Raw genomic sequence first — 25,529 nt, 5'->3', positions numbered from 1 at the left:
TGGTACACCTGGCTACGGTAGTCCAATTTTTGGTATGCACTATTATACTTGGGCCTTTGTTCTGTTCGGTGCAACAGTATTGGGAGTTGCGTTACTTTTGATTCTTTGGAACGAAGAGTGGAACTCGCAAAGCTTTACCATGAGTGGTTTCGGACGCTTGGTATGCTTACTTGCGATTACAGCAGTAGCACTTAACTTTGTTTCTACTTTCGCCGAGTGCGGCCCTTATGAATGCCCAGCAGATCCAGTTAGCTACTGGTTGTTTAGCTAAAGAAAATAAGCTCATCGGCTATTAAGCAAAAGCCAGCATCACTTTGCTGGCTTTATTATCAAAGCTTAGGCGTTGCCTTTTACTTGCAGATTTAACTGCTCGGCAAAATCAAGCATACGATTTAACGGGATAAGAGATTTGACACGTAATTCTTCATCAACAAAGATTTCGTGCTCTTCACCACCATTGACCAACGCATTTTCGATCGCAGCTAAGCTGTTCATAGCCATCCAAGGACAATGAGCACAGCTTCGACATGTTGCGCCAGCACCGGCTGTTGGGGCTTCAACCAATTCTTTCTCTGGCACAAGTTGCTGCATTTTAAAGAAGATACCTTTATCTGTTGCAACAATAAGCTTCTGATGAGGCAATTCTTTGGCTGCTTTGATTAGCTGACTGGTTGAACCAACTGCATCAGCTAGTGCAACGACGCTCGCTGGTGACTCTGGGTGAACCAATATTGCCGCCTCAGGATAAAGCCCTTTCATTTTACGTAAAGAATCTGCCGAAAACTCGTCATGTACAATACATTCACCTTGCCAAAGCAGCATATCCGCACCTGTTTGATTGGCGATATAAGAGCCTAGATGACGATCTGGGCCCCAAATAATTGGCTTATCTTCAGCATCTAGATGTTCGACAATTTCAAGAGCAATACTTGATGTGACTATCCAGTCGGCGCGAGCTTTCACTCCAGCAGACGTATTGGCATAGACGACCACGGTATGATCAGGGTGAGCATCACAAAATTCACTGAACTTATCGGTTGGACAACCGAGATCTAACGAGCATTCTGCCTCTAAAGTTGGCATTAAAATGCGTTTTTCAGGCGTTAAGATCTTTGCAGACTCCCCCATAAAACGAACACCACCGATGATCAATGTACTGGCAGGATGACGATTACCAAATTTGGCCATCTCGAGAGAATCGCCAACAAAGCCCCCAGTCTCCTCAGCCAGTGCTTGAATTTCTGGGTCAGTATAGTAGTGAGCGATAAGTACTGCGTCTTTTTCTTTGAGCAGTACTTTTATATTCTCTATATAAGCTCTTTTCTCTTCATCAGTTGTTGGAGCAGGCTTAGGAGGAAAGGGGTAAACGGTATCTATTCTATCTAATATGTGACTCATTGCTTCTTGCGCTACGCTACTTAGAGTAATCCGAGTATTGTAACCTTAACAACATTATAGATTCCAGCATCAAGGGCAAGTTTCATTACCATATCGCCAGATTGAAGAAATAATAAGGTAACAGAAAGATCAAAGTGAACTTGAAAAGCTCACTTTTTCAATCACTAAAGGTTTTTCTTGGCCAGTTCGGCAGATGAACTATTTGGGTACTCACTCACCACCTGTTGGTAGTATTTTTTTGCCTGTTCCTCGTTATTATTGCGCATAGCAATATCACCAAGTTTCACTAAAGCATCCGCTCGCTTCACTGAATCTTTGTAAGCAACAACAGCAGCGAAGCTTTTTACAGCTTCCTTGTCTTGCTTCTTGGCAAAGTACAATTGACCTAACCAATAATGAGAGTTTGGGGTAAAGTTAGAATCAGGATAGTTCTTTTGGAAAGCTTGGAATGCGGCAATTGCACCTGTGTAATCACGCTTTTCCAGAATCAAATCTACCGCATTTTGGTACGCTGTTTTTTCATCGACATCAGCACTGAAGGTGCCGCCTTTTGATTCTGTCTTTTCAGGCTGCGGCTCAACATTCGCTTGCGATACTTGGCTACGTAACTTATCAATTTCGATAAAGAGTTCACGTTGCCGTTGCAGCATTTGTTGAGTTTCGTAGTTACTTTTTTCAAGTTGACCACGCAACTCATTAATTTCAAGAGACATATCGTCGAGTTGCTGTTGCATATTAAGCTGAACTCGATTGCGATTTTCTAAGAGGCGCTCTAAACGTTGCACATCAGTTTCATTACGATTAGCCGCAGATAATGAAAGAGCACTGCCGCTTAGGTTGGATACTGGAGCTGGTTCAGCGAGCACCTGACTCGCTGAACCCACCAGTAACGTAAGCGTGATAAAGCGCTTGAGGTTACTGTGCATAGGATATTACCCGATTAGTATACTAGAACCGCACGACGGTTTTTAGCGTACGCTTCTGCTGTCTGTCCTAGCAGAAGTGGCTTTTCTTCGCCGTAACTAACGATTGAGATTTGATCAGCCTGAACACCCAGCGCTTGAAGGTATTTTGCAACTGCTTTCGCACGACGCTCACCAAGTGCAATGTTGTACTCTGGAGTACCACGCTCATCAGCATGACCTTCAACTGTTACTTTCACTGAAGGGTTCTGACTTAGGTATGCAGCATGAGCAGCTAACACTTTTTCGTATTCACTCGCAATAGTAGAGTTGTCGAACGCAAAGTAGATAGTTTGAGTTTCACGAAGTGCTTGCTCTTTCAGCTCCTGCTCAGATAGTTGACCAGCTTGGCCCAAAGCATTTGCAACTGTACCATCAGTAGCAGTCTGTGCTTGATTTGTTTCAGATGCACCCGAATTTTTAGCTGCATCGTTGCTTGAGCTACATGCTGTCATTGCTAGTACAGGTAGCGCAATAAGAAGCCCTTTAAGAACCTTGTTAAGTTGCATTTTTATCGTTTCCTTTTTTATTAATACCGTCTACAAAAATGGGGACCATGCTGGTGCACGAACTCGGCCATTTGTTGCAGGTAGTCTCGCTTTAAACCGTCCATCAATAGACACCATCGAAAGGACATTTGTTTGGTTATAAATTGAGCTATAAATAACCATACCACCGTTAGGCGAAATACTCGGTGATTCGTCAAGCTGGGTATGAGTCAAAATCTGCATAGAATTTGTCTCTAAATCCAACTTAGCCAAATTAAAACCTGACTGGCTGCGGTTTACCATGACGATAAAACGACCGTCCGGTGTGATCTGTCCGCCTAAATTTTGGCTTCCTTCCCATGTTAACCTTTTAGTGGCATTAGTTGCCAAATCTACGTTATAAATTTGTGGTTTTCCACCCCGATCTGAGGTGAAGATCAGAGATTTTCCATCTGGATACCAAAATGGTTCGGTATTATTGGAACGGCTATTTGTGATTTGAGTCAACCTTTTCGTCGCGATATCCAGAGTGTAAACTTGAAGATTGCCCGTTTTGGAAAGTACTAGAGCCAATTTTTTACCATCAGGAGAGAATTTTGGCGCACCATTATGACGAGGGTATGACGTCACCTTCTCTCTCTTACCAGTGTAGATATCCATAATATAGATTTCGGCTTTATTATTTTGAAAGCTGACATAGGCAAGCTGCTTCCCATCGGGAGACCATGAAGGTGACATTAGAGGCTGACGCGAACTCAACACAAGCTTTTCATTAAAGCCATCATAGTCTGATACCCGGAGTTGATAAGGATAGGAATCACCGTCTTTAACCACAACGTAGGCGATCCTGGTTTCAAACGCTCCTTTTTCCCCAGTTAGCTGTTCGTAAATACGATTTGAAATTCGATGAGCTACTGCCCTCATTTGAGCCGACGTTGCTGTCATTCTTTTATTCAGCAAAACGTAGTCTTGAGACAATACTAATTCACCATCCGACGAAAGAGATTTCGCCTGACCATTGGTTAGCTGACCTCTCACGATATCGACAAGCTGGTAATTAATGACATATCTTTGCTTCGTTGCATCAAAGCCGACCGTACCTGTCACAAGCGCATCGACACCCAGCTTGGTCCATTCAGAAAAATTAATATCAGAGACTGAGTAAGGTGTTTCTGGCATCTGCGAGACATCAAGTGGTTTAAACTTTCCGCTACGCATTAAATCGGAAGAGATAACTTCAGATAAATTGTCTGGTTTCTGGCCTGCGCTCCCCTCCCACTTGAAAGGTAGAATGGCGATTGGTCTCGCCGAGTCGATACCATCTGTTATCACAATCTCTAATTTGGCACTTGCCGCAAAAGACTGAAACAACACAAGTAAGCCAAATAGCTGAATTATCTTTCTCTTGATGTTCATATTCGCTATAAATCCCTGGGTGTGAATGTAAAATTAAAGTCTCGAAATTCACTTTGTAACTGTGGATCTTGAGGAAAGTCGAATTCTTTTGCTTGTGCGATTGCTGCTTTAGCAGCGCGACACAAAGATGCGTCTCCGGACAAAACTTTTGCTGAGGAAACAATCGCCTTCGTTCCACCGGTAGGTACAAGACGAATGTTTACACGGCATTCCTTGCCGTTGAAGGACTGGTTGGTCAATAAGTATTGCTGAATTGTATTTCTATACAATGCTGTATATCGACTTCTTTCATCATCCAAAAAGCGAGACTGTGCTGAGCTGTTCGCTTGTGATTCACTCTCTAACCCCGAAAAAATGTCATCAAGGGCCGCTTCTTGCTCTTTCCGCTCTCGTTTTAAACGTTCAAGACGTTCCTTCTCTTTACGTGCTTTTTCTGCCGCCGCTTTGGCCGCCTTTTCTTTGGCTATACGCTCTTGCTCTGCTTTTTTAGCAGCCTCTTTCTGACGAAGAGCTTTTTCTTCTGCCTCTTTAGCCGCTTTTTCTCGAGCAAGGCGAGCTTGTTCTGCTTTTTCGGCTGCCGCTTGCTTTGCTTTTCTCTCTTGTTCTGCTTTTTTGATAGCTTGCTCTTTAGCTTTTCGCTCTGCTTCAAGCTTAGCGACTCGCTGTTCTTCAGCCTTGCGCTGTTTTTCTTTTGCGAGCCGTTCCTTTTCAGCATCTCGAGCAGCTTTGGCTTCTTTCGCCTGTTTTTCCTTTAGCTGACGAATTCGCTCTTCTTCTGCTTTGCGATTTTTTTCAAGTCTTTCACTTTCCCTACGCAGTTTATCTAAGCGTTCTTGTTCTCGCTTTGCTGCCTCTTGTCGCTGGGAACGAATTTGCTGAGCCTGTTGTCTCACGACCGCAGGGTCAATAACTACTGCTTGAACAAGGTTACCACTTGGTTGAGGCGTAGACATAGAGAAGTCACTGCCCCAGAGCAAAACAACAATCAAAAGAGCGTGCAAGGAAGCCGAGATAATAATCGGCTTCTTAAAGCTCTGAACCTGTGATTTTTTCTCTCTCATAACTGACTTTCTCTAGTTCTTAATCTCGGTCAGCAATCCCACTTTTGGAATTCCCGCTCGACTTAATTCGTCTAGAACTAAAACAACATCAGCATAAGGGGTCGCTGCATCTCCGCCGACCGCTACAGGTGAATTGGGCTTAAGTGATAGCTCGGCTTTGACTCGAATAATGATGTCTCTCAACGAAAGGCCACGGACAACATCTTCATTGTCAACACTCACACCTAAATTGCCGTCTTTATCAACTTCAACGATGATGAAACTTGCGTCACTATCACCTGCAAGTTCTGAGGCTGACTGAGCCGTTGTCGTCTTGGGTAACTCAACCTCAACCCCTTGAGTAACAAAGGGAGACGTCACCATGAAGATGATCAGTAACACCAACATAACGTCAATGTAAGGAACAACGTTGATCTCAGCTGTCATCTTACGCTTTTTAGGTTGATATCCTGCCATACTACTTATTCCTTACCCGCAGAGTCTCGGTTCGCCATCGCTTGACGATGTAAGATACTATGGAACTCTTCGGAGAAAGTCGCGTAGTTGTGCTCTAGTTTACCCACCTTATTGCTCAAGCGGTTGTAGGCCATAACAGCAGGTATCGCAGCAAATAGGCCCATTGCTGTCGCAATAAGGGCTTCAGCAATACCAGGCGCAACCGTTGCCAGCGTTGCTTGTTTAACTTGGCCAAGCTCCATAAATGCGTGCATGATCCCCCAAACCGTACCAAACAATCCGATATAAGGACTAATAGAGCCGACAGTGGCAAGAAAGGGAAGATTTGCCTCCAAATCATCGACTTCGCGAGCAACTGCAACTCTCATGGCTCTGCCTGTCCCTTCCATAACAAAGTCAGGGGAATCGCTATTAGATTTTCTTAGACGAGCGAATTCAGTAAAACCAGAATAAAAAATCTCTTCCGTACCCATTAAGTCATCTTTACGCTTTTTCGCGTTTTGGTACAAAATCGACAAGTCTGCACCTGACCAAAACTTGTCTTCAAAAGAGTCTGCATCTTTAGCAGCTTTTGATAATACCTTGCTACGCTTGATGATCATGGCCCATGAGATCACAGACATGCCTAGCAAAATCATCATTACTAATTGAACCAGAAAACTCGCCTTTAAAATCAAGTCGAGCATTGAAGTATCACCAATCACTGTTTGTTAACCCCATTACTATTTCGTGAGGCGTCGCTACCGGCCTCATCTTTACTGCATTGATACATGCTACCTTAGTTATTGCCTTGCACAATATCTTCCCATCAGGATTAACGATCTCCTGACAGAATGACATCGAAGCCTTTTTTAAGTTAGCGAGTTGCGTTTTTACAGTCAGGCGATCGTCAAGGCGAGCGGCTGACAGAAAATCAATATCGATATGTCGGACTACAAAAGCGAGATTTTGTTCCAAAAGAACTTGATGAGAAAGGCTGACTTTGCGAAGTAGCTCAGTTCTTGCTCGCTCAAAAAACTTTAAATAATTGGAATGGTACACCACTCCACTAGCATCAGTATCCTCGTAGTATATAGTCACAGGAAACTCAAAAGTTTGTTTGTATTCAGTCACGACACTTTCTAATTACTAAACTCTGATTGAGCTACTATAACTCAAGTCATTAGTCAGTGTGTAACTCTGAGCAAGAAAATCGAAACTTAAAACAAAAAAAACGCCTCCATTTCGTGCTGGAGGCGTTTTTTGAACATAAATTCATCACTCTAGACACATCTAGGTAAGATGAATGACACTAAAATAACTTAACAGACCGAGAGAAACGATAGGACTAAATAACAGTTTCCAGAATAGTGGCTTAGGTTTGAAACCAATACTAAACACCACTGACGCGCAAACTGCCCATATAAATAGAGGCGCAATCATTACGTTGAAGCCGCCTATTGAGTCCGCATACTGGATCGGATCCCACATCAATAACCCGACATGGTACAAGCCTAAGAGTAATGACAAGGTGCGAAAAAACGCAATATCAAACGGCTTATGGAGCCTGTCCAGATTCTCAGTCCATTTATTCACTATCTTTATCCATCATTTCAGTATGCTCTAGCCAAAGAGCATTAATGATCCCAAAGGCACAAGCCAGTAATACCCCTAAAATCCACGCGAAATACCACATAATATTGCTCCTTTAGTACGCTGAAACGTTGTTATCTTCAATGTGTTTCTTATCCAAACGTCCAAACATTTTGTAATAAGACCAAGATGTATACCCAAGAATGATAGGTACCATGACAAAAGCAACCAATGTCATTAACCCTAGCGTCAGTTCACTGGCCGTTGCATCCCACATAGTCAAACTATGGTTTGGACGTAGGCTCGAGGGCATAATGAACGGGAACATCGACAAACCTACAGTCAATACAACGCCTAAATTCGTCAGACTTGAGCATAAGAAAGCAAAACCGCTGCGTCCTAGTCTAGAGGCTAAAGAAGACAGTACTGGCATCAGCACGCCAAGTGCAGGTGCGATCCACATTGCTGGATATTGCTTATAGTTATTCAGCCAAGCACCCGCTTGCTGCACAACTTCTTTGTGAGTCGGGTTAGAATCAGCAAAATGATCCATAGTACCGACGATTACATAGCCATCAATCGACTGAATCCAAAATCCACCGATAACAAATAATGTTGCAACAACCAAACCCATTATTTGTCCGACGTTACGTGAACGTCTGTAAAGTTCCTCAGTCGTTTTCATTTGCAGCCATGTCGAACCCTGCAGAATAAATAAGGACAGCGCTAATACACCACAAAGCAGAGCAAACGGATTCAATAGACCAAAGATATTTCCTTGATAATGAGACATCAGCAAATCATTGAACTCAAAAGGAACACCTTGGAGTAAATTACCAAAGGCCACACCAAAAATAATCGCAGGGACAGTACCGCTGATACACAACGCATAATCCCATGTTTGACGCCATCTGGGATCTTCTATTTTTGAGCGGTAATCAAGCGCCAATGGCCTTAGCCAAAGGGCGGCAAGTGTTATGTACATCGCCACGTAGAACCCAGAGAATGACGTCGCATACACCATAGGCCAAGCAGCAAAGAGAGCACCACCTGCGGTAATAAGCCAAACTTGGTTTCCATCCCAGTGGGGCGCAATAGTATTGAGCATGATACGACGCTCGGTATCATTTTTACCTAACACAAGTGCCAATGCACCGACACCAAGGTCAAACCCATCAGTCACCGCAAACCCTATCAGAAGGATACCAATTAATACCCACCAGATAAGTCGTAATATTTCGTAATCAAACATTTTTTACCCCTTACCTATACTTCAACCGAACGGCCAACTTTATCTTCAACGCTATTCGCATTTTGCTCGAAATGGTATCGGCCTGTTTTTAAGCTGCTAGGCCCTTGGCGTGTGTACTTGAGCATCAAGTAGACTTCTACCACCAAGAAAACCGAGTAAAGCGCGAGAATAAGGAAGAGTGATGTCCACAGCTCACCAACAGTCAATGTTGAAGCAGCAACATGGGTCGGGAGGATCTCACCCACAGCCCATGGTTGACGTCCATACTCAGCAACAAACCAGCCCGCCTCTATAGCTATCCATGGTAGAGGAATACTGAATAACGCAGCTTTGAGGATCCAACGTTTTTGCTCAATTTTTTGGCGGCATGTTTGAACAAATGCTGCACCAAACACAAACAGCATGATAAAACCACAACCGACCATGACTCGGAAAGAAAAGAACAACGGCCAAACCGTTGGAATTGAATCATCCGCAGCGGCTTGTATTTGATCTTCTGTCGCATCAACCACTTTGTCAGTGTAACGTTTAAGCAGTAATCCGTAACCAAGGTCGTCTTTTACTTTTTCAAACTCGGCTTTATTGTGATCCGTTTTTTCACCGGCGCGCAGTTTTTCGAGTAGTTCGTAAGCATAAATACCATCACGTATACGCTCGACATGCTCATCACGAAGATCACGGAGCCCCGTAACTTGCTCATCAAGTGAACGCGTTGCAATAATTCCCATAACATATGGAATTTTGATGGCGTAATCTGTGTGCATCGTTTCCTGATTTGGAATACCAAACAAGGTGAATGCTGCAGGTGCTGGTTCTGTATGCCATTCAGATTCAATAGCTGCCAGCTTTACTTTTTGCACTTCACCGAGCTCATAGCCCGATTCATCCCCAAGCACAATGACAGATAGAATCGCAGCCATACCAAACGAAGCAGCAATAGCGAACGAACGGCGTGCAAAAGCTAGGTCTCTTCCTTTCAGTATGTAGTAAGAGCTGATACCGAGGATAAACATCGCCCCTGTGGTATAACCCGATGCAACCGTGTGAACAAATTTAACCTGAGCAACAGGGTTAAATACCACCTCTGCGAAGCTGACCATTTCCATTCGCATCGTTTCAAAATTGAATTCTGCCCCGACAGGGTTTTGCATCCAACCATTGGCAACGAGAATCCACAATGCCGAAAAGTTTGAGCCGATAGCGACCAACCATGTAACCGCAAGGTGTTGACGCTTCGATAGTCGATCCCAGCCAAAGAAAAACAGACCAACCAAGGTTGACTCAAGGAAGAAGGCCACTAGGGCTTCTATTGCCAAGGGGGCACCAAATATGTCACCGACATAGTGGGAATAATAGGCCCAGTTCGTTCCGAACTGGAATTCCATCGTTAAACCAGTCGCAACACCCAAGGCAAAGTTAATTGCAAATAACTTTCCCCAGAATTTGGTCATGTCTTTATATATTTGTTTGTCTGTCATCACGTACATTGACTCCATGATGGCAAGCAAAAATGCCATCCCGATAGTCAAAGGTACGAAAAGGAAGTGATACATAACTGTCAGTGCAAATTGCAACCGCGACAGATCAACCACGTCAATCATGTTTGCTCCTAAGTGCCCAGTAAAGACACGTTTTACATTGATGCAGCTGGTCTGGCATGGAAATAGAAGATGTAAACAAAACAACCAAACTGTTGCAAAAATGTACCGTAATAGTTAGTTAATTGTTAAGCGCTATCTAATGTAGCTATTACTAATATTACTTCTAAAAACAACACGGTTCAAAAGGTTTATCTCCATCACTCGCTTTGACCATAGTCAATTTTTGCGCGCCTTTTTTTGTACAAAACGACGGCAAATTGATCCAGATCAACAATGAACAAGCGATTTGTTACAGTGGGGTTATTTTGAGCAATTCGAAAGACATTCAAGAAAACAAACAGTTAACATGTGAATCATTTTTACTACTTGTTTGAAGCAACTTAATTGTCATTATTGTGAACTTTGTCACTTAATGGCTCACTCTTCGGACCAGTCTCGGGAATGAAAACTAATTTTTCAATTCCTACCTCTCGCTTGTTCCAATAAAAAAGGAAACTGAGTTACAAACCCTAGCCAGTAAGCCGAAACATTCATTCAATGAACGTAGCGACACTCTAAACCCTATTTTCTGACGCCAATTAGGTATAACTTCGCGAAAGATCTGTACCAACAAGATTTAATACGATGTCCTTATATTGATATTTTATGTCTATTTCTAATTATCTACCCCAAACGTGTCTCTAATACAATTTGGCTGTGGTTTTTTCCACAAACCCATATTTTTGTCCATAAAGTCGGGAGTGTTCCCCACCCTTACTGATGGAGGTATTTTGAGAAAAGAGTAATGAATAAATTCATAGAAAAAATTTCCATTCCGCTAGCTGTTGCTTTAATCATGTTTCCCCAAATCATTGAAACCATGTACAGCCCGGCTTTGACCTCGGTCAAAAATAGTTTTCAAATCAGTGAGAATCAAGCCGCCCAAGCCATGTCCATCTTCTTTATCGCATTTGCATTTGGCGTCGTTTTTTGGGGAAGAGCTTGTGACATTATCGGGCGTAGACCTTCTACCCTACTCGGTTTGGTTGTCTTTATTTTATCCGCAATATTTTCCATGATGACAACGGACTTTGGTAGTTTCCTGACTGGATTTGGTTGTTGTGCATTTGGCGCAGCAGTCGGTTCAGTTTGTACACAAACCATTATTCGGGACGGCTACCACGGTAAAGAACTTGGGCATGTCTTCTCCATCATCGGAACATCGATTGGGATCAGCCCGGTTATTGGCATGCTGATTGGAAGTTGGCTAACTTCATTTGGTGGATATAAATGGGTATTTATCGCCATGGTTATAATGACGGCTTTGATGCTGCTTTGGTGCTATTTAAAACTTCCTGAAACAAAGCCTGAGAACAAAAAAAGAGACAGTTTACTATCCGTCGCCAGCAGCATGGTCAAGGATTCTCATATTTGGTATGTGAGCCTGATGGTCGGTGTTTTCAATATTGCGCTTTTTTCCTACTACAGTATTGCGCCTTTTTACTTTGATCGGTTGGGCGCCAGTGTAAACTTTTTTGGTAATACAGGATTTATACTAGCTTTAGGATCTATTGTTGGCTCTATCGTAAACATGAAGCTATTAAAGGCTCACATCAGTCATGACAAAATCGTCTTTTTTGCCTCATGTCTGATGCTAGTAGCTGGCGCGGGTATTTATCTATTACAAGACTGTGTATGGTTTTTTGTACCGGTAGTATTCGTGGCACTATCTTTTGGATTAGCTTTACCCAATTTATTGAGCGGCGCGCTCAATGATTATCGCGATCATTTGGGCAGTGCGGGTGCACTACTTGGACTATTTTACTATCTTGTTATAGGTATTGGGCTTCACAAAGCTGCTGAGTTTGGTGATCTACCAATGATAGTACTTGGATGTGCAGTATGTTCACTCCTTTTGCTTGGTTTACACAAAGCCCTACGCAATAAAGGATTATTTTAACCTCGTTTCAAACGTCAAAACCTCAAGCTTTATACTCAGGTAATCCCAAAGTACATAAGCTTGAGGCTTTTTTATTTTTCAATGCCAAAATGTAAGTAAGCACGATCTGTCGCAATACGACCTCTTGGCGTTCGCTGCAAATAACCTTGCTGAATAAGGTATGGCTCTAATACATCTTCGATGGTGTCTTTCTCTTCACCAATGGCTGCGGCCATATTGTCAAGCCCTACAGGCCCACCCGAAAATTTCTCCATAATTGCGAGAAGCAGTTTTCGGTCCATATAATCAAAACCCTGAGCATCGACATCCAACATGTTTAATGCTTTATCTGCAATATCTGCACAAATATGACCATTACCTTTCACTTCAGCGTAGTCCCTTACCCTGCGCAGAAGTCGATTTGCAATACGCGGCGTTCCTCTAGCACGACGGGCAACTTCGAGAGCGCCTTCGGCCTCCATTGAGAGCCCTAAACAATCGGCACTTCGTTGTACTATGGTTTGCAAGTCGGAAATTTTGTAATATTCGAGCCTTTGGGTGATCCCAAAACGGTCACGAAGTGGTGAAGTTAAAGAACCCGCTCTGGTTGTGGCTCCAATCAGAGTAAAAGGAGGGAGATCGATTTTAATCGAGCGTGCGGCAGGGCCCTCTCCAATCATAATATCAAGTTGATAGTCTTCCATCGCTGGATAGAGTACCTCTTCAACCATCGGACTTAGACGATGAATTTCATCAATAAAAAGTACATCGTTTTCCTCCAGATTAGTGAGCAAAGCAGCGAGATCGCCCGCTTTTTCCAAAACCGGCCCCGAAGTGGTACGGATATTCACTTCCATTTCATTCGCTACAATATTAGCCAATGTGGTCTTTCCAAGACCTGGAGGACCGAAAATTAGCAGGTGGTCAAGTGCCTCACTGCGCATTTGAGCAGCCTTGATGAAGATTTCCATTTGGTCACGAACATGATCTTGCCCTTGGTAATCAGCAAGTTTTTTCGGTCGGATTGCCCGATCGATGACATCCTCATCTTTATAAACCGTATTGTCAGGGGCAATTAAACGATCGGCTTCTATCATATACTTACCTTTATACCATCGACTTTAACGCTTCACGAATAAGCTTTTCACTACTCATCCCCTCTACCATAACTTGGGAAACAACTTTAGAGGCTTGGGTAGGTTTATAACCTAATGCTAGCAGTGCACTAACGGCTTCTTCTTCCGCATTTGATACTGAGCTTTCAGGCAACTTATCAGCAACTGCAGCATCAGTGTATGGTGTGAACAAGTCACCTGCGCTCCAACCTTTAAGCCGATCTTTCATTTCCACGACAAGACGTTCAGCTGTCTTCTTACCTACGCCCGGTAATTTCACTAGCGTTGAAATATCTTCCCTCTCAACACTTGCAACAAATTGACTCGCCGTCATTCCAGATAAAATACCCAGTCCAAGCTTTGGGCCAACACCATTGGCTTTGATAACTTCACGGAATAAGGCCCGCTCTTTAACGGTATTAAACCCGTAAAGGAGCTGAGCGTCCTCTCTAACAACAAAATGTGTATAGATAATTGCTTCTTCACCAATATTAGGCAACTCATAGAAACAGCTCATTGGCATTTGAACTTCATAACCAAGGCCGTTAACTTCGATAAGAAGTTCTGGTGGTTGTTTTTCAACGAGAATACCGCGTAAACGTCCGATCACAATGATCACTCTTAAACGATGAATTTGCGATAAGGATAATAAAGAACTGGATAGACATCCAGTTCTTTATACCATTCAATCATATTTTAGACACGACTTGGTCAAGTTGATAGGTTAAGGTCTTCATCGCATCCACTTGAAAATTCAATTCCACACCCTTCTGTGCAACATTTTCTGAGATCATTTTGGTTTGTATCACACTATGTGCGACATCACTACTTGCCTGATTTAACTCTTTTAATGCGCTCATTTGAGCCGACATTACCTCGGCAAGTCCATTGACGTCTTGCGAAATGGCAGCCACATCACCGATCATTGCCCTCATCTTACTCGCGCTTGAAGTGACAACACTTTGACCATGCTTGACCTCTTGTTCACTTCTGTTGAGTAGATGACGTATTTCAACTGCAGACTGACTACTCTTGGCAGAAAGCTCTCGAACCTGATCCGCGACCACAGCAAACCCTCTTCCCTGCTCCCCTGCTCTTGCGGCTTCAATCGCTGCATTGAGCGCTAGAAGATTGGTTTGTTCTGCCACAGTGCTGATCAAATCGGCTACTTTCATTATTTCTTGATGACTACCGATAATTTGACTGATCGCAGCGGTTGAATCTTCGAGTAGAGTGGAGCTTATTTGTGCTTGGTGATGCATTGCGTTGCTACGCTCACGCAGCTCTTCAACAAATTGACTCGAGCCTTCGACACCTTCGGCCAATTGGTGAACCTGCTGACTCATCTGCTCTGCGGCACTGGCCTGTGATTCACAATTCAGATTTAAATTGGAAACCTGAGTATCTAATGTCTGAGAATGCGATTCTAAAACCTCAGAGACCGTCTTTAACTCAACGGAGTTTTGATTGGCTTGTTCGAGTACTTCTGACAAACTTTGCTCACCCAACGTCGCTTTGTTAGCAATAGCTTCACTATTACCGATAGCCTGCTCTGCTAGATTTAACGCTGTATCCCTCTGTTTTGCTGTAAACATCTGTGCAATACAAATCACGATCAATGGAAGCAAGATCCCTGACCAAATTTCTATCGACAGCGCGGAGTCTGACAAAGTGAGCTGTGGAAAGCGATGTCCTGATAGATGCAAATGGGTCATAAGGGCAGAACAGAGGATCACTAGAATACTCCAACTGAGGGCAATAGAGCGAGTTCCAGACAGAAAAAATGCCACGACCAGCAACGGCACCCAGTAAGCCTGAGTCGAGTCAACCACACCACCACTCTGGTAAATAATATTCAGTGCATGTACCGCCATTCCAACAAATCCTAGATTTAATGCCATGGATGAGTTTTGAGTGAATTTGAGGCAAAGTGCAGCAACTATTTCAATGAATATAAGTAAAAGAGAGGTCAAAATCAGAAATTGATGGTCGTGATTAGCCCACTTCATTAGACTGTAACAGCCAACTAAAAAAGCCAGAAAAGTAAACAAACAAAGAGTATCGGCTTGACGCTGCTGTTCTTTATTCCAGTGATTGTCGAAAGGTATACACAATCTCCGCCAGAGATAAACGGGTTTCATATTTCAATCTTCCTTGATTGATATACCCAAACAACTCCAAGATGCAGATTTTAGAGAACTTTCTTGCTTTCAGATATTATTAGCGGTTTTAGCTTTAGAACGCTAGCCCCTCATATCAACACTTTATCAACAAAATAATCTCACTAAATAGAGCAGCTCAAGGTTACCTGGGAATGAGACAAGGCGGCGATTATAAGTGTTGTCTTGCACTTATATCAAACAAGATGCACTTAACTGTTCTATAGGTCTCATTTTGCGTTTAACGATAACGCCCACGTCTTGCACTGGTTGCTTTCCCTGCTAACGCAACCAAGGTCTTATTAGTATTAGCATGGCAAATCGCGACACCAAGAGCATCGGCCGCATCAGCCTGTGGCTTCGCTGGCAATTTAAGCATTTGTTGAACCATGTGTTGTACTTGAGCTTTATCCGCAGCACCGGTTCCAACAACAGCTTGCTTGATAAGACGCGCTGCATATTCAAAGACTTCTAAATCATTATTTACCGCAGCAACAATGGCACTACCTCGAGCTTGCCCTAGCTTGAGAGCAGAGTCAGCATTGCGCGCCATAAACACCTGTTCGATAGCAAAGACCTCAGGCTGAAATTGAGTGATGATTTCCGAAACTCCCGCATAAATTTGTTTCAACCGACCAGGCAAATCTTGCTCGGAAGTTCGAATACAACCACTACCTAAATACTGCAAATGACGCCCATTCTGACGAATGACACCATAGCCCGTGATACGAGAGCCGGGATCTATGCCCAATATAATTGACATAACCTACTAATTAATTGGCAAATTCAATTTGTTAGTTTAATAGAGCATTAAGGCGATAGCGAGTTAATAATCAAGTGATCAGGCCAATTTTTTTGCTATCCCGCTAGGTTGAATAAAATTTAAAAAAAGTTTTTTGTTTGATTTGCCAATGTTGAGGTATCGTTCTGTCGTCAAAAAAATCAACTATTCGTTAGCTCTTTATACATCGCTCAAGCCCTTATAAATACTCGTTGTCAAGGGGTGTATAACCTTATTTTTTCACATCAAAAAAACGCCCATTTTTTAATCAAAAAAAGCATTTTCTTTATTTTTTTCATACTGTTGGGTCTTTATCCACAGAATCTGTGGATAACCGTGGTGATACATCCAAAACAAGTGTTCTAATTCGAAAAATAAGCCATCAAAAATTCCAAACTCAATTTGCAACTAAGTATATCTATGCTACGCCTGATAATGTCACTCTTTTGTCATCTAACTGCCCTATTCTCAAAAGTGGTAAGAGATACGCCGTCAATAAGTGGCGACTTATACCTAGACTTAGATAAAACTTAAGGAATCCGTTATGCAAGTAAACGAGAGAGCTTACACAGAAATCTCTGCTCTGCTGAATGAGCACAATGATCAGTATGACTGGTTGATTACTGAGCCCACTGAGCTAGATGATATCGATCTATTACTTTATCAAGAAGTTCTAGATCATGACTTAACTCAAGTTTGATATCGAGAACTCTCAACTAACGGCTAGCTGCTAACTCCAATCTGACGAGATCATGGTCAGAAAGATAAAGGTCTTGCAGAGCTGAGTGCTCGGAGCGTCTGAGTTGATATGAAAGGGGCAGATTGCTGCTAGTTAGTATCCAATCGATATCCCAATCTTTACCAGACTGAGCTTTTCCATGACCGTTATAGGTAACTTGCTGCTTATATTTTTGGAAGTAGCTAAATAGAGAACGATAAGCTGGGTCGGTTGTCTCTGATGCCAAAGAAGCGTTAAAATCACCACACAAAATCGTGTAGGTTGGCGTGTGTGTTTTTACTAGACCAAAGACCAGTCGATGCAGTATCTCAACTTGCTCAATATCTGTTCCATCCAGATGGACATTGATCAATAACCAGCGCCCGTTATGCCCCTCAATTTCCACCAAAGCCCAAGTCAGCATTCGCGGCCAAGCACTGGACGGTAATTTACTATCCACAACTTCTGGCTGGTTTGATAACCAAAGATCTCCAGAGGCAACTACAGATACCAACTCAGTGTTAACGAAAAAGGATGGGAAGAAAGTAGTGCTCCAAACCCGGTGAGTATCAATCATCTCTAAATTTGGTAGCGTTTCGTCAAGATCACTGAGCTGTTGTTTGTTCCCTTCCTGTGTCGCGAGTATCGTCAGATCGAGCTCTGCTAGCATTTTTCCCATACCAAGTACGCGGGAGCTCCATGGGAAAGACTCTTTAGGAGCATCATTTGTCACTAACTCGGGGGCATAACGGATGTTCCAACTCGCAATATTCAGCAGCTGAGTATGCTGGAAAGGATCAGAACAGCTCATCAGACATATTGACACAAAAACCACCACACAATTACGGTACAAAATACAAGCCCCAAATCGTTGTGAGGCATTTGAGAGCAATCTAATAAAACACGAACATCATAGCACGTAGGCGATGAATTAAAATCAGAGAGCTATCCCCAAAGAGCCTCAAAGTACAGCGTCCTAAGTTAGATACGCTCAAAAGGGCAGTGATGTTCAAGCATAAAATTCAAAAAAATAGTTGGGGGTAATATCAAGTGAATATGTGGTCCAAGATTGAGAACATTATCTTGCCGACAAGGCAAGCCATTCTTACTGAGACTAGAATTTTGAGGTGACTTGGGGATAGGTAAATAAAAAGGCCCCAATGATAGGGTTGGGGCAAAAAATTAGAGGAGATATCAAATTTAACCATTCAGTTCATTTGATAGTTTAGCTAATTTAGTTGAGCGCAAAAACGCCTAACTTACTATAAGTTCGTTGTAGAAAACTTATACTGCCATTATTGATTTTAATAATAAAAAATCATATCTAACCAGTTAGATTGACAAGATATAAAAATATTGTTAATGAAACCGGAGGAAAAATAAAAAACAATGACAACCATCAATAAATACATACATTTTATTTATTTACTAACTAATTAATCCATCCTGTATTGCTTTTATTACCGCTTGATAGGTCTTTTCAACATTCATTTTTTCTCTAACTGACCTTAGGTATGTATTGACGGTCGCAACACTATAGCCGGTAATTTGAGAGATTTCTTTAGCTTCCTTACCCTCTTTAAAAAAGAAAAGACAGAGCAATTCGTGATCTTTGGGGATCTCATAAAAGCTAGGGCTCTTTTGCTTAATTAAGCTCTCTAAAAAGCCATCAACTTTAAAGATCCGGGAGAATCTCATACTTGGAATAGTATCGGTAATGGCAGCTTTATAACGTTCAATAAAGTGCAATGAGAAGTTCTCTATAGTAGATTTATGCTTTTTATAATGGTTTTTAAAATCTTCTCTCCCTCTAACACCTGACAGAACTAATTTAATCCCGTAATTATCACATGCTTTAGTGAGCGCAAAATGGTTATGAATACCAAGATCATTTTCCATTATTTTTAGAAATTTAGGTACTGGTTTATCTTGAACTCGATAGAAATTCGAGCAGGGAAAAGAAACAACCTCATCGGTTTTTCGGTTGATATCAAGCGTAAGGTCAATCGCTCTTAGTCGCCTCTCGTAATACATCATTTTGGAAGAGTAAGGTATATTGGACAAGATCATGCTTTCTTGCCCTTGACCAATCATTAAAGTAAAAAACTCTGAGCCTGTCGTTGAAAACAAGCCTTTACAATACGAGTAAATATCATCATTTAACTTTAAAGACTGGAGAGACTGTATATCCACCATGTTTCTATCATAGGATTTAAAAGGAGATTGGGTTTTCATTCTTATGAGGGCTCTTCAATCTTAAAGTCTAATTTCTATGCGTGTTGCAGGGTGAGTGTAGAAAGATTCAGCACCAATAATACGGCCACCAAGCTTTTCGTAGTATTCATTTATACTTGAGTCTAACGTCGTTAGCTGCATGCACTTGGCACTATGCTCACGACAGATCATCTTCGCAAGTTCAACTGTCTCTTTGCCAATACCAGATTTTCGATATTCTGATTTTAAAAATAAATAGTTTAAAAACAAACATTCGTTGTTTGAATCACAGTGTTCAATAGCAAACATACCAACAGGGTCACCGTGAATAAGTAATCCGTATAAACTAGGAATGCTGTTACGAACTAGATACTTTTCGAATAAACGAGTTCGAAAATCAACCCCTTTATTTCTAACATAGCCCCATTCATTTTCCGCCCAGCGAGCAAAGAGAGGTAAGTGTTTTGGAATATCAGATAAATTTTTAACACAAACCCCTCCAAACCTTTCATTGATAAATTGCATTATTAATTCAATACTCCTTTATCGAAATAAATAATCCAATATAAGCAATTAATCACCCAAATAAAAGCCATCTGATGCGACAACTTTTCACTGGCAAGTTTACGAGCTCTCCCACATTGTTTTGAACTCATCAAGTGTCATTTCTCTGTAGAAAGCCCAGCCCTGACCATACTCCACCCCCATATCTCTCAGAATGTTATGTTGAATTGAGTTTTCTATTCCCTCTGCTACCAAGAAAAGACCTTCTTGTTTTGCAATCGCAACAATGTGCTCAATCAAAGAAGAACGAATCGACGCATCTTCCATTTCCTGAATGAAACTACGATCAATTTTTAATATATGAGCATTCATCTTTCGAAGCTGGTGTAAGTTTGAGTAGCCTGTACCAAAATCATCAATCGCAATTTGAATCCCTTCTTCTCGTAGAACGCGTAATTGATTAAGAGACGAGCTATCCTCTAATTCTTCACTTTCTGTAACCTCGAGTACCAATACACGATCAAACTCAGAAACTTTCCCTTTAGTGATCAAGTCAAGAATTGATTTTTTATTAATATCTGAAGGAAAGATATTCACATTTAACTTAAAGTCTGTAGGCAAATTCTCAACTTGACGTAGCTCTGAAACAGCCTTTTTGAGCATATTTTTAGTGAAGGACCATGTGTGGTCAGACTGCGCAATCACGGGGATAAATTCATCGGGAGTTATCTTACCTCTTCGGTCATTAAGCCGTGCGAGCATTTCAACACCGATGATTTTCTCTGTTTTTAGATCAACTATTGGCTGATAGACACAATGAAACGAATCATCGGAGATAGCTTTGTAAACCCGATGATGATTAGAGTAAAGGTAGCGCAGTGCTTTTAAGCAGATGATATAGGTAAAAAGACCTACAAGCAGACTGGTTGCGACCGTAAACAAACCCAAAACTGCGGATTCATCTTCCATTCTCTCTGGATTAAGCTTTACACCCAAACAAAATGCATTTTGGTCATCACAACGCTTAACTATATGACTATCTCCACTTGATAAAAAGTCCCACAATGTTGGTTCTGGTATCGAGTAAAGTTCTTCTTCCCCAGCGAAGTGAATGACTTCTTGATGTTTTTGGTAAACAAGCTCCCAGTCATAACCGTCTTCAATCAGTTGATGCATAGCATCTTCATGTAGGACAAGGTTGTAATTGCCCTTTCGAATGACCAATGAGACATATGAGTTATCTAAAATAATGAGCTTGATGTGTCGCCAGAACTTAAGCCCTTCATTCGTCACCAGGCTAGGTGTTCTCCCTCCGGTAAAGGGAGGTGTCAGTCGCCCTTTGCCCGTTGTACAAAATAATGTATTTCCCTCGAGATAACCGATATCTTTGATAAAATTTGACGTAAATAAGAGCTTTCGCATCATCAAATTATGCGCATCACTACACGTCTTTAATTCAAGTTGATTGAGCTTTTCAAGTACATCAATTACCTCATTATGTACTTCAGATACTGTCGTCATTATTCGACGCACGTCCTTATCTTGCTCTTGCCATAAATAGAAACCAACAGCTCCTTGAATAGAAAAATAGCTTAAGGTGGTGATGAATATTGCAACTAAAGATGCTTTAAAATAAAGAGAAATTTTTCTAATTCGAGCTGTCATACGTACCTACTTTATAAAATTAACGACAATAAAGAGTCTGTACAGCTTTCACATAATATCCATTATCCTATGTGAGTTTTTCCCCCAATCTCAAAAATTGTACCTATTTGATTCAGGACACTCACCGGAATAACTTAAAAAGTATAGGCGATCATTTGATTTAGGACATTTGATTCAGGACACACACCATTCGATTCAGGACACACACCAAAAGAACTCACCAAAAGAACTAAAAAAGTATGATTCGTTCTTTTTCGATAAGCTGATTACAACCGTTCATTTAGGTTATTGCTAACCTCTCATAATCCATTGGGGAGGTATGTCTATGACAACGGCACGCAAACAGCTTATTTCAATCGAGGCAACATCTTACTATCACTGCGTTTCTCGTTGTGTCAGACGATGCTTCTTGTGCGGTGAAGATAAGCAAAACCAAGTCAGTTATGAGCATCGCAGAGAGTGGATCGTTAATAAAATGAATTCCCTTTCCAACCTCTACTGTATCGATATTTGTGCTTACGCCATTATGAGTAATCACTACCATTTGGTCGTTAATATCAATCAAACCAAAGCGATGGCTCTATCAGACCACGAAGTGGTTGAGCGTTGGGGAATAGCGCATAAGTTGCCACTCATCATTCAACGCTGGCTACATGGTCAACTGACCAGCCAAAGTGAACATGAAAAATGCATCGAAATCATTAAGATTTGGCGTGAGCGATTATGGAGTTTGAGCTGGTATATGAGGGAGTTGAATTACCATATAGCGTGCAAAGCGAATAAAGAGGATAATTGCACTGGTCATTTCTGGGAAAGTCGATTTAAGAGCCAAGCCCTGCTCGATGAAAAAGCCCTCGCTGCCGCCATGGCCTACGTAGACCTCAACCCCATTCGTGCAGGTATTGCAGACATTCCTGAGAAATCCGATTTTACTTCCATCCAAGCTCGGATTGCTGCCCTAGATAAACAGCTTGTCACCGCTCCTTACCTCCACCCGTTTGTTGGTAATAAGAGCGACGCAAAACTCGACGGTATTCCTTTTCGATTAATAGATTACATTGAATTAGTCGATTGGACAGCGCGCCAGATACGGCCAAATAAAGCGTCTATGGATGAGAACTTACCCCCAGTATTAGAGAGGCTCGGAGGAAACATAAATAATTGGCTCAAGGTTTGTACTCAATTAGAAAAGTCCCACACCACCGCTGTAGGCGGCCAAGCGCAAGCCATTATCGCCAAAGCTGCGCTCCGCAAGAAAAAGCTCCATTTATACGCATTTGAATAGTGACAATTCAAAGTTTCTATTTATCTAAACCAACAACTTAAATTGCGTTTAAATCTTCGAACTGGAACGGGTTCCGTAATCCAGTCTTCCTTTTAGCAGAGAATAAGCCTTTAGAATACAAAACTCATCACTCCTTTTTGTTATCGTGCGAGCTACAAAAGAGAAATCTAACAAACATAAGTTAAGGGGTGCAGATTTGGTGCCTGTCCTTTATTTATTTTTATTTCTTCAGGCTAGTCAATAGTCGATGAATGGTAACATTGTAAACTTGCCCTTCTTTTATTTCTTGCTCCAGATACTGCAAAAGATCATGCTCAAATGAAGTAGGAAGTTCTGAGGTGTAACTGTCTTTATGGGTGTAAACTTTATAAGCTCCCGACATAAAAAATTGTTTAAACTCAGTCGCAGAAAAGTGATAGGTAAAAGCTTTGGTATAGAGATTTTCCACCGCAAAGCCATAGCCCTCAAACATATTTTGATACGCCAAGTCAGATTCCAAATGCATGCACGGCAGTCTAAATTCATCATTCAATGAGGGATACTTGGCGCTGAAAAATACCTTCATCAATTGAGTCACTTCAGGGCACCATATTTGTCGGTAAGGTGTTTGAATGATTACCCTGCCATTAGGGGCTAAACAACGCTTTATTGTATTTAAAGAGGCGTCATAATCTTTAAACCATTGGAACGATGAATTTGAAATGATGACATCATAGACCTCATCCGAAGAAAATTGGGCAATATCACTGTGTCTAAATTCAATAGGACTTGAGGGATAGCGATGCTCCACCTCTTCAAGCATTGCTTGAGAGACATCAATGGAAAGCATTTGCTTTGGGGAAACCTTTTGGTAAATCAGGTGAGAGACTTTGCCCGAGCCACACCCGATATCCAGCAACGAGCGTGGGTTTGTAGGGATCAGGGTAAGTAATTCTTTCGCTGCATCGTACTGTACGTTGCCGTTACTGTAATACTCTTTTTCATAATTCATGCGCAGACCTCTTTGAAAACAAGGCCGCATGATAAGGTAAAACGGTCAAAAAACTCAATAAAATTAGAGACATCGCAGAATTATTCTGACGCCTCTGAATGAATGAGCTCTCCTCGAAAAGTGTGTGTCCTAAAAAAGAAAAACCAAATAAAAAAGCACCAAACCTAGCGTTAGATTTGGTGCCTGTCCTTTATTTACTTTATTTAGTAATTTAATCTATTTTAACGACATTTATCCCGTGTGCATCATACATATATTGGCAGTAGTCCTCTCCAGCTTTTTTCAAGACTCCTTTATCCCACCAACCTTCTCCTTCTTCCAATAATACTTCAGGTTGCAGCAACTCACGAAACTTCTGGTCTAAATTACCCAGGTCCACAATTAGTTCTTGAAACTCTTCAGCCTTTGCGACCTCTTCATTATTCAGAAGCTGCTGAATAAGGTGCCGAGCACGAATTTCGCTTAGGTATTCGGAGTAATCCCATTGATACCCGCATTCACATTCATCGATAAAGAAGCGCCACTTTTCTACCAGAGAAACAAAGGTTTCGCTTTCAAACCCAAGCTTAGCTAATATCATTTTACAAAGCTGAATCAACGTCTTTTCTGTCATAACTGATCCTTAAAGTACTTGAGTCCGTCACCATCAGGTCTAAAAAAGGTACTTATCTTGCCGTTTCTCATAACACCAAAGTACCCAGTGGAAGGTTCAAAGCGAAGAATAGAACCATCGGCGCGAGTACCCTCCAGTATACCTTTACGTGCAGACGGTGACCAAAATGAGCTGGCTGCACCCACATATGCATCATAGGAAGCAAATTCAGGCACATCTGCCCCACCAGGCTTAGCTTTCACGTTTCCTTTTTTACCTAGAACAACACCTTTCGAATGCTTCGCATAGTGTTCAAATGCTTTCCTTCCATTTGTAAATTCAGGCAACACTTGAAGGGCTCTTGAGCCGCCATTTGCACCCGAAACCAAATTATCCGCTTTACTAAGCTGAGAACTTGCCCCGAATAAATCGGCCGCCTCATCAGAGCTTTTGACTACTGCGGTCGCAAGTTTACCAGCTTTAATGCCTGCTTTACCAACTGGACCGAGAATAATGCTCGCGCCGACTAAAGCACGCTCTGTATCACGAACTCATGCCCGCTGAACAGTGTCTCCCCTGTGGTAAATTCAATACCTGCTTTTAGATTACTTATTTTGAGATGTGTGTCCTGAATAGTTTTGGTCTACTAGTATTCTTTGCCATTTATCTTCTTCAAGTATGTTTTTCGGAAGTTCGTCGTAGACATAAAGCTCATCACCCAAGTTGATGATTGTAGAAGAGCGGGCCCCCTCGAAATTCATTAGTAAGCCGAATATTATTTTATCACTTACAATTAGCTCGATTTGATCAACTGTTCTTCCAATACCATATTCAAAATTATTATCATTCGAACAATTAAACAGCATATTTTGTCCGTATTCGGCCATATTGGCTTCAACGGGAGTTTGATTGTCAAAGTAGATTGACTCACCATCCTGATCACACTTGATTCTAACCTGAGAGCCGCCTTCAAAAGTAAAAAGCAGCTCTTGAGGAGAGGAGAAATCCCTCTCTCCATCAAATGTATGTATAAGAGCAAAAACAGATAAAAGCCTAAAACCAAGAATTTCTCTTAAAAGGCAACTGCCTTCACGAATTAATTTGTCCATTTAATAATTTCCCTTAAGAGCATTTTTAACTGATGTGTTATTAATTCTATCTTTTAAGATAGTTACAAAAGAGCCATCGGCTTTAGTCACCACAACATCAGTACCTTTTATCCTGAAATTAACAAAGCAACGAGTGTTTTTATACCCCAGATAGATTTGGTGCCTGTCCTTTATTTACTTTATTTACTTTATTTACTTTATTTACGACAAATTAATCCCATAGTATTCAATGAAGCTTTTGAATTCGTCCGCACTAACGGCCTCCCCCCAAA

27 protein-coding genes and 1 pseudogene are annotated in these 25,529 nt (G+C 41.7%); 4 read left to right on the top strand and 24 right to left on the bottom strand.

What is annotated here, in order from left to right; all coding sequences use genetic code 11:
• Positions 1-271: pseudogene (locus RH40_RS06865) on the top strand (disulfide bond formation protein B); the annotation flags it as partial.
• 65 nt (positions 272-336) lie between these two features.
• Here RH40_RS06865 and nadA read toward each other — a convergent pair.
• The 12 genes from nadA to cydA form a co-directional block, all read right to left on the bottom strand.
• Positions 337-1,398 (bottom strand): quinolinate synthase NadA, encoded by a 1,062-nt coding sequence (gene nadA / locus RH40_RS06860; RefSeq protein WP_009600702.1) that lies wholly within the window; start codon positions 1,396-1,398, stop codon positions 337-339.
• Positions 1,399-1,562: 164 nt separating this feature from the next.
• Complete coding sequence (gene ybgF / locus RH40_RS06855; RefSeq protein ID WP_009600701.1) at positions 1,563-2,324, bottom strand: tol-pal system protein YbgF; 762 nt, start codon at positions 2,322-2,324, stop codon at positions 1,563-1,565.
• A 14-nt stretch (positions 2,325-2,338) separates the two neighbouring features.
• On the bottom strand, positions 2,339-2,869 hold the full coding sequence (gene pal / locus RH40_RS06850; RefSeq protein WP_009600700.1) for a peptidoglycan-associated lipoprotein Pal: 531 nt from the start codon (positions 2,867-2,869) through the stop codon (positions 2,339-2,341).
• 30 nt (positions 2,870-2,899) lie between these two features.
• Positions 2,900-4,264, bottom strand: coding sequence for a Tol-Pal system beta propeller repeat protein TolB (gene tolB, locus RH40_RS06845; RefSeq protein ID WP_009600699.1), 1,365 nt, complete (start codon positions 4,262-4,264; stop codon positions 2,900-2,902).
• Between the two features lie 5 nt (positions 4,265-4,269).
• On the bottom strand, positions 4,270-5,325 hold the full coding sequence (tolA, locus tag RH40_RS06840; protein ID WP_009600698.1) for a cell envelope integrity protein TolA: 1,056 nt from the start codon (positions 5,323-5,325) through the stop codon (positions 4,270-4,272).
• A gap of 12 nt (positions 5,326-5,337) precedes the next feature.
• A complete protein-coding gene (locus RH40_RS06835) occupies positions 5,338-5,781 on the bottom strand; it encodes an ExbD/TolR family protein (RefSeq protein ID WP_009600697.1) in 444 nt (147 codons plus the stop codon).
• Between the two features lie 5 nt (positions 5,782-5,786).
• Complete coding sequence (gene tolQ / locus RH40_RS06830; protein WP_039954386.1) at positions 5,787-6,467, bottom strand: protein TolQ; 681 nt, start codon at positions 6,465-6,467, stop codon at positions 5,787-5,789.
• Positions 6,468-6,474: 7 nt separating this feature from the next.
• On the bottom strand, positions 6,475-6,894 hold the full coding sequence (ybgC, locus tag RH40_RS06825) for a tol-pal system-associated acyl-CoA thioesterase (RefSeq protein ID WP_009600695.1): 420 nt from the start codon (positions 6,892-6,894) through the stop codon (positions 6,475-6,477).
• 159 nt (positions 6,895-7,053) lie between these two features.
• Positions 7,054-7,356 (bottom strand): cyd operon protein YbgE, encoded by a 303-nt coding sequence (gene ybgE, locus RH40_RS06820; protein ID WP_009600694.1) that lies wholly within the window; start codon positions 7,354-7,356, stop codon positions 7,054-7,056.
• Entirely contained in the window at positions 7,349-7,456 is a 108-nt protein-coding gene (cydX, locus tag RH40_RS20305; RefSeq protein ID WP_000270285.1) for a cytochrome bd-I oxidase subunit CydX, read from the bottom strand. Before cydX ends, ybgE begins: the two co-directional genes overlap by 8 nt.
• A gap of 12 nt (positions 7,457-7,468) precedes the next feature.
• Positions 7,469-8,605 (bottom strand): cytochrome d ubiquinol oxidase subunit II, encoded by a 1,137-nt coding sequence (gene cydB, locus RH40_RS06810; RefSeq protein ID WP_009600693.1) that lies wholly within the window; start codon positions 8,603-8,605, stop codon positions 7,469-7,471.
• 14 nt (positions 8,606-8,619) lie between these two features.
• Entirely contained in the window at positions 8,620-10,206 is a 1,587-nt protein-coding gene (cydA, locus tag RH40_RS06805) for a cytochrome ubiquinol oxidase subunit I (RefSeq protein WP_009600692.1), read from the bottom strand.
• A gap of 784 nt (positions 10,207-10,990) precedes the next feature.
• Between cydA and RH40_RS06800 the strand changes: the two genes are divergently transcribed.
• A complete protein-coding gene (locus RH40_RS06800) occupies positions 10,991-12,145 on the top strand; it encodes a multidrug effflux MFS transporter (protein WP_009600691.1) in 1,155 nt (384 codons plus the stop codon).
• Positions 12,146-12,216: 71 nt separating this feature from the next.
• Here the strand turns inward: RH40_RS06800 and ruvB are convergent, their stop codons facing one another.
• The 4 genes from ruvB to ruvC all read right to left on the bottom strand — a co-directional run bounded on the left by ruvB (position 12,217) and on the right by ruvC (position 16,161).
• Positions 12,217-13,221, bottom strand: coding sequence for a Holliday junction branch migration DNA helicase RuvB (gene ruvB / locus RH40_RS06795; protein ID WP_009600690.1), 1,005 nt, complete (start codon positions 13,219-13,221; stop codon positions 12,217-12,219).
• Positions 13,222-13,231: 10 nt separating this feature from the next.
• On the bottom strand, positions 13,232-13,849 hold the full coding sequence (ruvA, locus tag RH40_RS06790; RefSeq protein WP_009600689.1) for a Holliday junction branch migration protein RuvA: 618 nt from the start codon (positions 13,847-13,849) through the stop codon (positions 13,232-13,234).
• Positions 13,850-13,928: 79 nt separating this feature from the next.
• On the bottom strand, positions 13,929-15,380 hold the full coding sequence (locus RH40_RS06785) for a methyl-accepting chemotaxis protein (protein ID WP_009600688.1): 1,452 nt from the start codon (positions 15,378-15,380) through the stop codon (positions 13,929-13,931).
• 259 nt (positions 15,381-15,639) lie between these two features.
• Positions 15,640-16,161, bottom strand: coding sequence for a crossover junction endodeoxyribonuclease RuvC (gene ruvC / locus RH40_RS06780; protein WP_009600687.1), 522 nt, complete (start codon positions 16,159-16,161; stop codon positions 15,640-15,642).
• Between the two features lie 562 nt (positions 16,162-16,723).
• Between ruvC and RH40_RS20795 the strand changes: the two genes are divergently transcribed.
• On the top strand, positions 16,724-16,879 hold the full coding sequence (locus RH40_RS20795; protein ID WP_009600684.1) for a hypothetical protein: 156 nt from the start codon (positions 16,724-16,726) through the stop codon (positions 16,877-16,879).
• A gap of 16 nt (positions 16,880-16,895) precedes the next feature.
• Here the strand turns inward: RH40_RS20795 and RH40_RS06775 are convergent, their stop codons facing one another.
• The 4 genes from RH40_RS06775 to RH40_RS06760 form a co-directional block, all read right to left on the bottom strand.
• The gene (locus tag RH40_RS06775) at positions 16,896-17,723 is read right to left on the bottom strand and encodes an endonuclease/exonuclease/phosphatase family protein (protein ID WP_139056865.1); all 828 of its coding nucleotides are present in this window, start codon (positions 17,721-17,723) and stop codon (positions 16,896-16,898) included.
• 602 nt (positions 17,724-18,325) lie between these two features.
• Complete coding sequence (locus RH40_RS06770; RefSeq protein ID WP_009600682.1) at positions 18,326-19,132, bottom strand: helix-turn-helix transcriptional regulator; 807 nt, start codon at positions 19,130-19,132, stop codon at positions 18,326-18,328.
• Positions 19,133-19,153: 21 nt separating this feature from the next.
• Positions 19,154-19,636 carry a GNAT family N-acetyltransferase gene (locus RH40_RS06765; protein WP_009600681.1) on the bottom strand — a complete coding sequence of 161 codons (483 nt, stop codon included), beginning with the start codon at positions 19,634-19,636 and terminating at the stop codon, positions 19,154-19,156.
• Positions 19,637-19,735: 99 nt separating this feature from the next.
• Positions 19,736-21,280: an EAL domain-containing protein gene (locus RH40_RS06760; protein WP_009600680.1), complete on the bottom strand. Its 1,545-nt coding sequence runs from the start codon at positions 21,278-21,280 to the stop codon at positions 19,736-19,738.
• 325 nt (positions 21,281-21,605) lie between these two features.
• Here RH40_RS06760 and RH40_RS06755 point away from each other — a divergent pair, with 325 nt between their 5' ends.
• Positions 21,606-22,565, top strand: coding sequence for a transposase (locus RH40_RS06755; RefSeq protein WP_009600679.1), 960 nt, complete (start codon positions 21,606-21,608; stop codon positions 22,563-22,565).
• A gap of 220 nt (positions 22,566-22,785) precedes the next feature.
• Here RH40_RS06755 and RH40_RS06750 read toward each other — a convergent pair whose 3' ends face one another.
• From RH40_RS06750 to RH40_RS06735, 4 genes are all read right to left on the bottom strand, one after another.
• Complete coding sequence (locus RH40_RS06750; RefSeq protein WP_009600678.1) at positions 22,786-23,556, bottom strand: class I SAM-dependent methyltransferase; 771 nt, start codon at positions 23,554-23,556, stop codon at positions 22,786-22,788.
• A 211-nt stretch (positions 23,557-23,767) separates the two neighbouring features.
• The gene (locus RH40_RS06745) at positions 23,768-24,169 is read right to left on the bottom strand and encodes a hypothetical protein (protein WP_009600677.1); all 402 of its coding nucleotides are present in this window, start codon (positions 24,167-24,169) and stop codon (positions 23,768-23,770) included.
• The gene (locus RH40_RS06740) at positions 24,166-24,537 is read right to left on the bottom strand and encodes a hypothetical protein (RefSeq protein ID WP_009600676.1); all 372 of its coding nucleotides are present in this window, start codon (positions 24,535-24,537) and stop codon (positions 24,166-24,168) included. The genes RH40_RS06745 and RH40_RS06740 overlap by 4 nt, the downstream gene beginning before the upstream one ends.
• A gap of 216 nt (positions 24,538-24,753) precedes the next feature.
• Positions 24,754-25,257 carry a hypothetical protein gene (locus RH40_RS06735; RefSeq protein ID WP_009600675.1) on the bottom strand — a complete coding sequence of 168 codons (504 nt, stop codon included), beginning with the start codon at positions 25,255-25,257 and terminating at the stop codon, positions 24,754-24,756.
• Positions 25,258-25,529 lie beyond the last annotated feature (272 nt).

The sequence above is a fragment of the Vibrio caribbeanicus ATCC BAA-2122 genome (genome assembly GCF_000165125.1).
Lineage (GTDB): Bacteria > Pseudomonadota > Gammaproteobacteria > Enterobacterales > Vibrionaceae > Vibrio > Vibrio caribbeanicus.
This window is presented reverse-complemented; position numbering and strand designations above follow the sequence as displayed.